Source organism: Citrobacter sp. On2M (assembly GCF_018035235.1).
GTDB classification, from domain to species: domain Bacteria; phylum Pseudomonadota; class Gammaproteobacteria; order Enterobacterales; family Enterobacteriaceae; genus Citrobacter; species Citrobacter meridianamericanus.
The window spans coordinates 1-12,971 of record NZ_WPCV01000004.1 but is presented as its reverse complement, the minus strand read 5'-3'; the positions used below and the strand labels follow the sequence as shown (position 1 = coordinate 12,971).

The 12,971-nt window shown below is 51.6% G+C and carries 12 protein-coding genes; 6 read left to right on the top strand and 6 right to left on the bottom strand.

Annotated elements, in window-relative coordinates; translation table 11 throughout:
- The first annotated feature begins 5 nt into the window (after nucleotides 1–5).
- Entirely contained in the window at nucleotides 6–215 is a 210-nt protein-coding gene (locus On2M_RS10420) for a hypothetical protein (protein WP_187253028.1), read from the top strand.
- Between the two features lie 83 nt (nucleotides 216–298).
- Nucleotides 299–1,102 (top strand): MBL fold metallo-hydrolase, encoded by an 804-nt coding sequence (locus tag On2M_RS10415; protein ID WP_210904791.1) that lies wholly within the window; start codon nucleotides 299–301, stop codon nucleotides 1,100–1,102.
- A 68-nt stretch (nucleotides 1,103–1,170) separates the two neighbouring features.
- Here On2M_RS10415 and On2M_RS10410 read toward each other — a convergent pair whose 3' ends face one another.
- A complete protein-coding gene (locus On2M_RS10410; RefSeq protein ID WP_187252861.1) occupies nucleotides 1,171–3,615 on the bottom strand; it encodes a trimethylamine-N-oxide reductase 2 in 2,445 nt (814 codons plus the stop codon).
- A gap of 20 nt (nucleotides 3,616–3,635) precedes the next feature.
- Nucleotides 3,636–4,730, bottom strand: coding sequence for a NapC/NirT family cytochrome c (locus On2M_RS10405; protein ID WP_210904790.1), 1,095 nt, complete (start codon nucleotides 4,728–4,730; stop codon nucleotides 3,636–3,638).
- A 529-nt stretch (nucleotides 4,731–5,259) separates the two neighbouring features.
- On the opposite strand from On2M_RS10405, the gene uspF reads away from it, so the two are divergent.
- The gene (gene uspF, locus On2M_RS10400) at nucleotides 5,260–5,688 is read left to right on the top strand and encodes a universal stress protein UspF (RefSeq protein ID WP_187252863.1); all 429 of its coding nucleotides are present in this window, start codon (nucleotides 5,260–5,262) and stop codon (nucleotides 5,686–5,688) included.
- Nucleotides 5,689–6,042: 354 nt separating this feature from the next.
- Here uspF and torD read toward each other — a convergent pair whose 3' ends face one another.
- From torD to torC, 3 genes are read right to left on the bottom strand one after another with little or no spacing between them, the layout of a single operon-like run.
- Entirely contained in the window at nucleotides 6,043–6,657 is a 615-nt protein-coding gene (gene torD, locus On2M_RS10395) for a molecular chaperone TorD (RefSeq protein ID WP_210904789.1), read from the bottom strand.
- Nucleotides 6,654–9,194: a trimethylamine-N-oxide reductase TorA gene (torA, locus tag On2M_RS10390; protein ID WP_210904788.1), complete on the bottom strand. Its 2,541-nt coding sequence runs from the start codon at nucleotides 9,192–9,194 to the stop codon at nucleotides 6,654–6,656. The genes torD and torA overlap by 4 nt, the downstream gene beginning before the upstream one ends.
- Nucleotides 9,184–10,362: a pentaheme c-type cytochrome TorC gene (torC, locus tag On2M_RS10385; RefSeq protein WP_210904787.1), complete on the bottom strand. Its 1,179-nt coding sequence runs from the start codon at nucleotides 10,360–10,362 to the stop codon at nucleotides 9,184–9,186. The genes torA and torC overlap by 11 nt, the downstream gene beginning before the upstream one ends.
- A 131-nt stretch (nucleotides 10,363–10,493) precedes the next feature.
- Here torC and torR point away from each other — a divergent pair, with 131 nt between their 5' ends.
- On the top strand, nucleotides 10,494–11,186 hold the full coding sequence (torR, locus tag On2M_RS10380) for a two-component system response regulator TorR (RefSeq protein WP_151218684.1): 693 nt from the start codon (nucleotides 10,494–10,496) through the stop codon (nucleotides 11,184–11,186).
- On the opposite strand, the gene torT is transcribed toward torR, so the two are convergent.
- Complete coding sequence (torT, locus tag On2M_RS10375; protein ID WP_210904786.1) at nucleotides 11,159–12,184, bottom strand: TMAO reductase system periplasmic protein TorT; 1,026 nt, start codon at nucleotides 12,182–12,184, stop codon at nucleotides 11,159–11,161. The two genes, torR and torT, sit on opposite strands and share 28 nt — an antisense overlap.
- A gap of 71 nt (nucleotides 12,185–12,255) precedes the next feature.
- Between torT and On2M_RS10370 the strand changes: the two genes are divergently transcribed.
- Entirely contained in the window at nucleotides 12,256–12,504 is a 249-nt protein-coding gene (locus On2M_RS10370; RefSeq protein WP_247604978.1) for a hypothetical protein, read from the top strand.
- A 29-nt stretch (nucleotides 12,505–12,533) separates the two neighbouring features.
- Nucleotides 12,534–12,794 (top strand): hypothetical protein, encoded by a 261-nt coding sequence (locus On2M_RS10365; protein ID WP_210904754.1) that lies wholly within the window; start codon nucleotides 12,534–12,536, stop codon nucleotides 12,792–12,794.
- The last annotated feature ends 177 nt before the right edge of the window (nucleotides 12,795–12,971 follow it).

The window sequence follows — 12,971 nt, the reverse complement described above, 5'->3', positions numbered from 1 at the left end:
ATATGATGAACAAGATATCCTCTTTTTTCGCTATCGCGTTTTTTATCTCTGCTGGCGTTAATGCAGCAGAAACGTCACCCCACGCACAATCATTCTCACAAATGAATGAACATGAAAAAGCGATGGTAGTACATCAGTCGATGAATAATGGTCATTCCTATGCCCATGAGCAGCAGGCGGAAAAACACCGCGCACAGGCAAACTGTGTGCAGTAACAGATAACGCTAAAGAGCGCTGCGATCACAGCGCTCACAATAACCCTGAGCTAAAGTATGCCATTTTAATACTGGAGTCAGATGTGGCTTTAACCCTCACGGTATTGCTTGAAAACCGGCGCGCGACTGGCGCAGATAAATCATTACGGGCAAAGCCTGGACTCAGTCTGTTGGTTCAGGATAAAACCACCACCATACTGTTTGATACCGGGCCGGACGACAGCTTCATACTTAACGCCGCGCAAATGGGGGTTGATTTATCGCAGCTTGACGCCGTGGTGCTTTCGCACGGCCATTACGATCATTGTGGCGGCGTGCCGTGGCTTGCGGATAACAGTCGTGTTATTTGTCATCCTCAAATCGCCTGTGAGCGTTACGCCTCAATCACTCTTGCGGGAACGCCGCGAAAAATAAAAAAACTCTCCCGCGATAACGACTACTCTCGACTTGTGATGGAATACACCCGCAAACCATTGGCTATTAGCGATCGATTTTTATGGTCCGGGGAAATTAGCGTTCCCACTCCGCAGGCCTATGGCGTTATTAGTAAGAAAACGCCTCAACCGGATTACATCAGCGATGAAGGCGTATTGATTTATAAATCTGAACGCGGATTAGTCATCATTACCGGCTGCGGGCATCGGGGAATTGAGAATATCGTACGCCATTGCCAAAACATCACCGGCGTTAACAAAATTTACGCCGTCATCGGCGGATTCCATTTACGCGCAGCCTCCCCCGCTAAACTATGGCGGACGCGAAAGTTTATTAAGCAACAGCAACCGGAAAAGCTGCTCGGCTGTCATTGCACCGGTTCGTGGGGACGCTTGTGGCTACCGGGATCTGACGCCCCGGCAACGGGAGATGTCATTGTGCTGGCAGAGTAACGACAGTAAACATTGCCAAAGCAGCAATAAAAAACGGGAACCTTTCGGTTCCCGTTTATCAACCACCATTACATAGTGACGATTGCGGGTTCATCAAAAACAGTGAGTTTTGGTGCTTCACCGGTGAATTTTTCTGCGTATACCAGACTGGTATTCCCCGCACAGCCATTCGCCAGCCTTGACGTCGGGATATCCGCCGTCAGCACGTTCGCGCCGCCGTTTTTGCAGATGCCGTTTTCGATATCCGGCCAGGCGCCTTCATGGATACAGATGATTCCCGGTTTGATGCCATCACTGACGTGGGCGCCAACCAGCACCTGGCCACGCGCATTCCATACGCGTACCAGATCGCCCTCAACAATGCCCCTGGCTTTCGCATCATCCGGGTGAATTGTTACCGGCTCCCGGTCAGCAATCGCGTACTCTTTACGCAACGACGCGTAGTTCAACTGACTGTGCAGACGATGTGCCGGATGCGCCGTCAGTAGCTGCAGCTGATCCTTATCCGCCGTTCCTTTCCACTCATCCGGTTCAATCCATGACGCATGCGGCGGGCAGTCTTTGTACTGATAGCCTTCAATCGTTTTCGAGTAGATTTCTATCTTACCACTCGGCGTTCCGAGTGCATTCATCACCGGATCGCTGCGGAATTCTGCGTAGCGCACATATTTGTTGTTCTTTTCATTCTCACGCATTTCAATCAGTTTGTTCTGCTCCCAGAACGCATTGAACTGAGGCATGGCGACGCGCTGGGCACGGGCGGCTTTTTGCGCGACATCATAGAACTGCTTCAGCCACGCCATTTCGTCTTTGCCCTCGGTATAAACTGCTTTTCCTCCCGGCTTGAGCATCTCAGACAGATCGGCAAATACGTCAAAGTCGCTACGTGCTTCAAACTGCGGCGCGATGACCTGCTTCATCGGTACCAGATGCTGGTTACTATAGTCACCGGTCATGGTCAGATCGTTGCGCTCGAACGACGTGGTGATCGGCAGAACAATATCGGCGTGTTTGGCCGCTGCGGTCCAGTAGCACTCAGAGATGACAACCAGCTCAGGCTTCTGCCAGGCTTTGATTAAGCGGTTGGTATCTTGATGATGGGTAAAGTTAGCGCCGCCCGCCCACCAGATCATTTTGATATCCGGGAAAGTTTGCTCTTTACCGTTATGCTGATATTTGCCGCCAGGGTTTTCCAGCGCTTCAACAATTCGCGCTACCGGCAGGCTGGTCACCGCATCGGAAACCGCCCAGTCGTTGCCCGCTGATGACCCGCCTTCAATTTTGGCGGAGATGGCTGGCAATACCCCACCGGTGCGTGTTGGGTTACCGCCGTTGGAATAGTGATACGAGAACCCGAAGCCGCCGCCTTCGGTACCAATTTGCCCCAGCATCGCCGCCAGCGTTACCAGCATCCAGTGTTTTTGCTCACCATATTGCTGGCGCTGAATCCCCCAACCCGCCATGAGCATCGTTTTATTGCTGGAGAAAATTTCCGCCAGCTTCTCCAGTTGCTCAGCGGGTACGCCGCACACGCCGGAAGCCCACTCGGCGGTTTTCTCTATTTTGTCGCTCTTGCCGAGTAAATACTCTTCAAACTGCGGGTATCCGGTGGTGTATTTTTCCAGGAAGGCTTTGTCGTGGAGATTTTTCTTCACCAGTGTATGGGCGATCCCCAGCATCATCGCCACATCGGTCCCCATATGTGGCGCAATCCAGGTGGCATTATCACCAAAGAATTCGATGGTTTCAGAACGCATCGGGTCGATGGCAATGACACTTTTGCCTGATTTCTTCAGCAGATTAAAGTATTCAATCCCCTGTTCATCCGTGCTGCTCCAGGCAATCTTGAGGGTGTTTAGCGGGTTCATCCCCCACAGCACCACGACCTGACTGTGCTCTAGCACCATCGGCCAGGTGGTTTGCTGTTCATAAACTTCAACCGATCCCACAACGTAAGGCATGATCACCTGCGCGGCCCCGGTTGAATAATCTCCGGTATGACCGGCGTAGCCACCCGCCATGCTCATATAGCGTTGCAGTAAGGTTTGCGCTTTATGCAGAACCCCGCTGGAGCGCCAGCCATAAGAACCGGCAAATATTGAGGACGGGCCATAGCTGCTACGGATCCGGCTATGCTGCTCATGAATGAGCTTCAGCGCCTGCTCCCAGCTAACCCGCACGAAGGGATCGTTTCCACGTTTACCATCCGCTTTACCCGGGTTTTCCAGATAGCTTTTGCGCACCATCGGATATTTTACGCGGATATTGGTATGGACCTGATCCGGTGCGGTTTGCTGTAGCGAGTTCGGCACCGTCTTAGGCAATGCACCTTTTGAGGAAACCACTTTGCCGTCTTTTACTTCTACGTATACCGCGCCCCAACGGGCTGCCGTCAGGATCGCTCCGCCATTTTGACCTTCGGCCCAGGCTGGCATTGGGATCACCGAAGAAATCGCCATGGTTCCGGTTGCCGCGCCAGCCGTCTTGATAAAGTCACGTCTTGTGAGTTTCATGATTTCTCCTGATTTATCGCTTATTTATTCATGTCTTTAGCGTTGTACTGGAAGTAACGGCTCAGGATATCCAGTTCGTTTTCACTGATATTGGTACGAGCACCCATCCCTTTTGCCACTGAAGGCCAGGCGTTGAGCGTGAAATGATTCGCCGGAATTGGCGCATGACAGCCCGCGCAGTACACATTGTCGAGTTTGCGTGCGTAATCCCACATAGGCTCGCGGCTGGCGAGGGCCGAACCGCTCCATTCGCCCTGCAGCACGACATCTCGCCAGGCATTACCGTAATCATCTTTTTTCCAGTCGGAGAGAATCTTCAGCGACTGCTGACCTTTTTCACTCAGGCTGGCAAGAATCAAACGCTGTCCTGCCGCGTAGTAAATGACCTGTTCACTTCCCTGCATCTGGCTACCACGAATCTTAACCAGTCGCGTATTGTCCGTTGTTTTCAGAACCTGCATTTGTGTTGCCGGGTAAACGGTTCCCAGATCGCCCAGCGCGGTATTGCTTACGGCATAAAGCTCAGTTGCCGAAGCTGGAGTGGAGGCTGACTGCGCTTCAAGCCCTTTGAGCGCGCTGTCATCCATTTTGACTTCGGGTGGGAAGTGGGCGACCCCTTTGTGGCAATCAATACAGGTTTGCTTTTCTGTGATGCCCATTTTGTGCATTTTCTGGGCATCCGCACTCTGTGCGGCAAGGTCCATCGCGTCCATGCTGTGACAGCTCCGGCAGGTCGCAGAATCACTTGCCTTAAGCTGGGCCCAGACGGTTTGCGCCATCTCCAGACGGTGTTCTTCATATTTTTCCGGAGTATCGATCTTTTTGGTTATGAACTGATGGTAAACATCTTTTGAGGCCCGCAGCTTAGCCACCAGGTAGTCCAGTCCCCCTTGCGGGATATGACAATCCGCGCACTCTGCGCGAATGCCTTTCTGATTCTGGAAGTGAACCGAGCCGGTATATTCCTCATAGGGGGCCTGCATCGTATGGCAAGACAAACAGAATTCCGTGCTCGAAGTTTTGTGTAATGTCCATTGCCCAGCCAATACAATAATGCCCCCCAGAACAACGCACAGCAGCATCGTCCAGAGGATTGTTTTATTTATTTTTCTCATCTTTTATTCCCACAAGACGAATACCCTTTTATAGGTAGACAATAATTATCCAAAAGCAGCTGCTTATTGATATTCATCAACTGAAGAGAGAAATGAGAATTAGCATGCGGTTAAGTTTGAAGGGACTCGCATATTTAATGAGAACGAAATGCAAATACCAAATTTAGTTTAAAATCAGAATTTTAATCTACACTTAAGGTTTATTAATCTATTGATAATTAAAAAATCAGAATAAAAGATGGATGGCTGTGTAGCGTCGATAAAATTCTCCCCTTAACAACACTCGTTATATAATTAAATATATAGTGAAGGGAAGTAAAAAACGCCCCCCTTTACTATTTAGCAATCGTGAGTGTTAAAGAAAATATTCCTCTTGCGGTTTTGATCAGACATACATCGCGCCAGGATTTGCGGCACATATCTTTCATTGAAACACATTTATGCACCTAACCTTGATCTGGTCACTTATTATACAGAAACAACTTTCGCTACACTCAGGGGAGAGGTAAACAAACAGGAGGTAGTGAATATGTATCGCTCAATTCTGGTGCCCATTGATATCTCTGAAACCGATTTAACCCGCCATGTTGTTCCACAGGTCCAGGCGCATGCCAAAACCGCGAAGGTCCACTTTTTAGCCGTTATTCCTACCGTTCCGTTTTATGCCTCGCTGGGGCTGGCCTATTCAACTGAATTCCCGGATAGAAGTGGTCTGCAGGCCAAGGCCAGCGAAAAACTTGAAGAGATTGTTAAGCAGTTCAATATTCCTGCAGGCAGGAGTCAAACTCATGTCGTTTACGGCCCGCCAAAGGATCAGATCCTCAAACTGGCGGAATCAGTAGACGCCGAGCTTATTATCATCGCCTCACATAAACCCGGTTTTAGCACTTATCTGCTGGGTTCAACGGCAGCAGCCGTGGTACGCCATGCGAAATGTCCGGTGCTGGTTGTGCGGTGAGATGAGTAAAATGGGAGCGAATGTGCTAATGCCATTCAGTTCACGAAGATGAATGCCCCTGGAAATAACTGAGAGTGGAACAGCCGTAACGAGGTCATCGCTTCAACGCCCTGATTTCCAGTTAAATTTGTTTTGCTGTTCAGCGATTTTCAAATAAAAGCGTAGGAGGTCAGGTGTGGACTGGTCCGGCTGAAAATTGCCGACGTGTTTCCGTAAGGCCGGGATTGTTAAGGGTACGGCGATAGTGCCCTTAACACGTTCACAGGCAGTATCGTTTCAGAGAAGTGAAAAACATAAGGTGAACGTAGCAATACGACGGAGGCAACAAATTCATTACCTCCGGATATGCTGCTCTCAGCTCTGATTATCCAGCCTGACCAAAGCCAGCAACAGCTGACTTAGCGCGCCGTAAAAACCAAAGGCATCATACCGACAGCATTTGGCGGTGAAGTCCGGTAACCAGCGTAACAACCCCGTCAGCGTCTCTCTGCGCAACGCATCAACACGCTGAGGGTTTAGCTCCGACTCTCCCAGAGAAAAGTGCAAATGGCTCAGCAATTCAATAAAAATAGCCACATGATCGGCTGACTCACTAAACGCATCGCTTACCTGCATGCCCGCATCGGATAACAGTTGTTTAATGACTCCGTAGTTCGGCCCGCCTTTAAGATGAGCCGACGCATAGGGTAGCACCGCGTGTTTATCCGACATCAGGAACAGGCTGCAAAAATCAGCAGCCAGTTCCAGAGTGGCGTCTTCACGCGCCTTCAGCGCAGCAATTTTTTCCTCCAGTAAAAGGACCTGCGCCTCAAGCAACGGTTCAACTTTTAACACCGCGAACCAATCCGCCATTTCGCTGGACTGTAAAAGCGCCAGGCTTTCATCGTCACGCTCCCGGGAAAACAGCTGCGCCAGCCAGGCGTACACGCAGGCCATTTGTTCTGTTGTCAGGGAAGAGTGTTTCGTCATGACGTCACCTTCTCTGCCGGAACATATTCGCACTGCGCCACCATTTTGATCGGGCCGCTGAACGCCGTCACGTTATCCACTTTGCCGGTGTATTTCTCAATTTCCACCAGCGTAGTATGGGCGCTGGTCGCCTGCGCCAGCTGAGACGTGCCAATATCGATCGTTAACACGTTCGGATTGCCGTATTTACACAGCGCTCCGGTTTCCCCGCCGTTATCAGGATCGTACCACGCACCTTCATGAATACGCGCCACACCCGGCGAGTAGAGGTCGGAGACAACCGCCCCGGCCAGTACTTGTCCACGTGCGTTAAACACACGGACAATATCGCCATTGTGAATTCCTCTGACGCTGGCATCCTGCGGGTTGATAAACACCGGCTCTTTACCACTTACCGCATAATGCTTACGCAGCGCTTCAGACTCACAAAGCTGCGAGTGCAGACGGAAATCCGGGTGCACGGATTGCAAATGCAGCGGCCAACGCTGCGAACCGGGTCCACCGTGTGAGCGTTCGATTTTCTCGAACCACATCGGATGCCCCTGGCAGTCGTCATACTGCATATCGGCAATGGTTTTGGAGAAAATCTCGATTAAACCGCTCGGCGTGCCGAGCGGCTCAAGGTCGGGATCTTCGCGGAAGGCCTGATGACGTACAAACATCTGCGGATGTTCGAATTCAACGTACTCTTGCTGATTCCAGAAAACATCAAAAGCCGGAAGATGAACACCACGCCCTTTCCCCTGCTGGCTTCCTTCCTGCCAGATCCGTTTCAACCAGCCCATCTCATCCAGCCCTTCGGTGAACGCTTCTTCACGATTAAAACGGCGGCAGAGATCGCGGAAAATATCGAAATCATTACGCGCTTCAAATTGTGGCTGCACCAGCTGTTTCATGGCGATAATGCCACGGTTGGAGTGGTTGCCATACTGGTCGAGATCGTTACGCTCAAACTGGGTCGTCGCGGGCAATACGATGTCAGCGAATCGACAAGTCGAGGTCCATTGATTATCAATGGCGATAACCGTTTCCAGCTTACGCCAGCCCTCAATAATACGATTGATCTGCTGGTGACGATGGAAAGGGTTGGTCCCGGCAAAAACGCACATCTTCAACGGCGGCAACTTGACGGTTTTGCCGTTCCAGTTAATGTTTTTGCCCGGCTCCAGAATCGCATCGATAAAACGCGCGATCGGGATGGTGATGCTATAGCCCTTATAATCGGTGCTGTCATGGACAGGAGGCACGGTGGTGGAGCCAGAAAAACCGCTCAGGATAATCCCTTTACGCCCCGGCGTTCCCGCACCGTTATAGTGCCAGCCAAAGCCAAAGCCGCCGCCGGGTAAACCGATTTGTCCGAGCATCGAGGCCAGCACCACGATCATCCACGCCCACTGTTCCCCATGCTGCATACGCTGGACGCACCAGCCGGCGATAATCTGCGTTCTTCCGCTCGCCATCTGCCGCGCCAGTTCACGGATTGTGTCGGCATCGATACCACATAGTTTTTCCGCCCACTGGGCATCTTTAGGCTGTCCGTCACTGTCACCCAGCAGATAAGGCAGAAACTGCTCAAACCCAACACAGTAGGTATCAAGGAAATGTTGGTCGTAGAGCTTCTCGGTATAGAGCGTGTGTGCGAGCGCCAGCTGTAGCGGCACATCGGCCTGCGGGTTCACGGCAATGTGCTTAACCTTGTCGCGGCCCAGATAGTCATGCGTTGAGGTGACGACCGGGTCAACGCTGATGACCGAAATCTCACCACGCGCTACCTTATCCTTCAGTTGCTCGTAGTATTCATAGACATCATGATCCGGACACCACCAGTTCGCCTGCTGGTTTTTAATCAGATCGGAGCCCCACAGCACAATCGTTTTGCTGTTTTGCAGCACCAGCGGCCAGGAAGTCTGCTGCTCATATACCTCCATTGACCCTACCACGCGCGGCAGAATGACCTGAGCCGCACCGGTAGAATAGTCGCCCCCAGTGCTCACGCTGTTACCATGCAGCGCAATGGCACGTGCCAGCATCCCGGAAGCATTGTGGAACATGCCGGTAGATTGCCAGCCGCTGGCTGTCAGCAGCGCGCTTGGGCCATAGGTCTTCTGAATGCGTTCCAGCTCCTGGTAGAAGAAATCCAGCGCTTCATCCCACGAAACGCGCACAAAGCGATTATCTCCACGCTGCGTGGTATCGCTCTGATGACGTTTACGCAACCAATCAACGCGGACCATTGGATAGCGAATACGCGCGTTACCATGCACGTGATCCGGCAGTCCAGCGATCATTTTTGACGGATACTTATCGCGTTCAAACGGTTTGGCCTCAATAAACCGACCATCAACTACGGTGGCGCGGATTGCCCCCCAGTGAGATCCGGTCAGGATCCCCTCTTTTACGCCAGCGCCCTGCACCTCTGCGGCGTTGGCGCTACGCGGTGTGAGCAGAGAAGGTCCTAACATACCGGCTACAGTCAAACCGCCCAACTGCAGCAGAAAACGTCGGCGAGAAGCCTGAAAGAGATCGTTATTTTTCATTGCTTTCTCCTTTATCGCCATGCGGCTTTTCCGTGGTGTCAGAGGCATTCATCTGCAAGTATTTCAGCAAGGTACGTTCTTCACGTTTGTCCAGACTGGTAAAGCCAATCATGCCGTTCAACGTGCCAATCCAGCCGTTGGCGTCAAAGTGCTCTTTCTCAGGCGCGCCGTGGCACTGATTACAGGTTCCGTTATAGAGCGAATCGGCATAAGCCCAGATAGGCTTAATGTCGTTGACCATATCGCCCTTCTGCATCCAGGCGGTGGCCTGCAGCTTGCTCCATTGCGCGTTCGTTTCTGCAACGGTGGTTTGCTCCAGCGTTTTCACGTGCTGTTGGATGTCGCCGCGAATAGAGGCCACAAAAATGCGCTTGCCCGGCAATTGCGCCAGCACGCGCTGACGTCCGTCACTCTCAGTCCAGCCCACAATTTCAATTTGCAGCCAGTCGCCGTCACGCTTTAACACTTTCACTTCCGAAGCGGGCAGCAGTGAACCTGCAGGTTCTTTATCACCCTTGGCGGCATAGATAGGTTTGATGTCCAGAGAGTAGAGCGTATCGCCGTCGTCGTTTGCGTTGGCGCGTAACTGGTCAAACTGCTTGCGGAAACCGCTGCTCATATCGGGAAGCTGATGCGCAATACCTTTATGGCAGTCGATACAAGATTGATTATCCTTAGCCGCAATCTTCATCTGGCGCGCGGCTTCAGGATGCTGTTTCGCATGATCCATCGCGTCATAGTTATGACAGGAACGACAAGTTGCGGAGTTGTTCTCCTTCATTCGCGCCCATTCACGCTCCGCCAGCTCGGCGCGCTTGGCCTCGAATTTTTCAGGAGTATCAATAGAGTGGGCAACAAAGGTCTGGTAAATATCGTTACTCGCTTCCAGCTTACGTTTCACCATGCCTGGGATATCTGATGGAATGTGGCAATCATGACACTCTGCGCGCACCCCGGAGGCATTCTGAAAATGCGCTGACTGTTTATATTCTTCGTAAACCGGCTGCATGCTGTGGCAACTCACGCAAAATTCGGTTGTACTGGTTAATTTAATACCCACGTGCGGCAAGACGATCAGCGCGATACCGACCACAATCCCGATGACCACCAGCGCTAACACTGACCAACGTGCGCTCGGTCTGAGCAGCGCCCTCCATAGTTTCCGCATAATAGCCCCTGTATTTTTATGGTTTAGTTACAGAGGATCTTATTTCGCAAATATGAACGGCAACACTGGTCATGATGAATGGCTTACGGCACAATGTGAACAGATATGAACAGAAAGAGACAGCAAACAGGATGTCGCATCACATTGTCATTGTTGAGGATGAGCCCGTTACACAGGCACGGTTACAGGCCTATTTTGAACAGGAAGGTTATCAGGTCTCGGTCGCAGCCAGCGGTGCTGGCCTACGTGAAATCATGTCGCAGCACGCAGTCGATCTCATTCTGTTAGATATCAACCTCCCGGATGAAAATGGCTTAATGCTAACCCGCGCTCTGCGTGAACGCTCGACGGTGGGGATCATTCTGGTGACGGGTCGCTGTGACCAAATTGACCGTATCGTTGGCCTGGAAATGGGGGCCGATGATTATGTCACTAAGCCGCTGGAGCTACGTGAACTGGTGGTACGGGTGAAAAATTTGCTTTGGCGTATCGACCTTGCCCGCCAGGCGCAACCGGAGACCAAAGACAACTGCTATCAGTTTGCCGGATATTGTCTGAACGTTTCCCGCCATACCCTGGAACTGGGCGATGAGGCAATCAAACTCACCCGCGCCGAGTATGAAATGCTGGTCGCTTTTGTTACCAATCCAGGGGAAATTCTCAGTCGCGAACGTTTACTGCGCATGCTGTCAGCACGACGGGTAGACAATCCTGACTTACGCACCGTGGACGTACTGATCCGCCGTTTACGCCACAAGCTGCGGGCTGATTTACTGGTAACGCAGCACGGGGAAGGCTACTTTTTAGCAGCTGACGTGTACTGATACACAGGACGGAATCCGCCGGGTGACAGCGAGTGCTTAATATGCTGGCTGTCGGCATTTTTCGGGGTGAGTATCAGGATCGGTGGGCTGATATTTTCCGGCACCGGCTGCCCTTGTAACACCCTGATGGCCTGTTGAATCGCCAGTTCACCTTGCCAGACCATTTGATCGCTGGCAGCCATAATGATTCTTGCGCGTTTAAGCCCGCGATACACCTGATGCGAAAGATAAAATGAGACAACGGTTAACGGCGCGCCCTGATTGCGCCTCTCCCCCATCGCCGCTTCCGCAGCAATAGCCGTACCCGCAACCACGTCGACATCCGGGTGACGCTCCAGCATCTCCTGCAACAGGTTGCGCTGAACTTCAATATCATTGTCTCCCAACGCCACATCCACAATCTGCACCTGACTGCCAGCAATCGCCTGGCGGAATCCATCCACCATCTCACGACTGCCTCCGGCATCATCAGGCCCAGGCAATAATAAGACCTTTAACGGTTTGCCCGCGCTCCACTTAACCAGATAGCGGCCTGGCTGGTAACCCATCTGGAACCATGGAACCCCCACCCGGGCTTTTACCGCCGCATCATGGAGAGCATTCACTACCTCAATAACCGGCAGCATACCAACCTGCACCTGCAAATCCGGAAAAGTCGTTGTGCTGCTGCCCAATAAAATGGCATCCGCGCCCCATTGCTGGCACTGGGCGATTTGTGTTTTTTGTGTGTCGAACTGGCGGTACCCTCCCGCCTCGAACACCTTCAGGCTTACTCCATATTTTTTTGCCGCCTCAAGCATGCCGTAATTCACGGAAAGCCAGTAGGAATCCTTCAGGCTGGGATATAACGCGCACAGTTTCCAGACTTTGCTTGCAGTAAGGTCCGTCTGCGTCGCCGAGACTGCCTTCCGGGTGTCCTGCCAGCGCAGCAGTGCGGACCCGGCCGCATGACTTAAGCCGGGAAAAAGTGTGATCAGCAGGAAAACCAATACGCGCATGATGGCCTCAACATTGATAAGGCTTTATCAGCACCGGCCATTCAATCACCAAAGCAACCACTGGAGGACATATGACCAAATTTATCGCAAGCAACAGCGTTACACGGCGTTATCTGAAACGTGGTGAGCTGATGGCTAAACGACGCGCTGAGGCTGCTCAGAACGCGTTACAGGAAAGAAAGCAGGATATGTCACGAGTAGACCGCGCCACTTCGCTCGGTAGCCTGCGTGACAGCAATACAAGCGGATCTGCGTGCTTGCCAGATGTGGCTTTGTACGCCGCAGGTCATCGTAAATCCGGGCAGATTACAGCGCGGTAAATCTACTCCACTTATTTAGAGGTGAGGCAATGGAAACATACAAATTCTTTATGTTCAATCCTGACAACGGATTCGAGACTTACAAAACAGCTGAAGAAGCAAAATCTGCTGCTGAAGAAGCAATTGACTACTACCGTGGCGATGCCGTGGATGGATGGCCTGATGAGGTGAATCAGGTTTGCTGGGGTGAGATTAAACAGGAAACACAGCAAACAGATTTAAGACTAAGAAATGAAGAAGATAAGAGTTGTTGCGACATGATTTGCGACTACCAGTTAACTGACATTTGAGGTCGCTTAGGCGGCCTTTTTATTAGCTCAAGAGAATCATAAAGAGGAAACAAAATGCGCTATATCGTAATCAATGAAGGTATTAGTCGTGAACAACGCCGCAAATCTCGTCACGATACTGTGAGTAATCGAGAAAAACGCCGCAAAGCACACCGAATGAACCGTCCTGAAAAGATG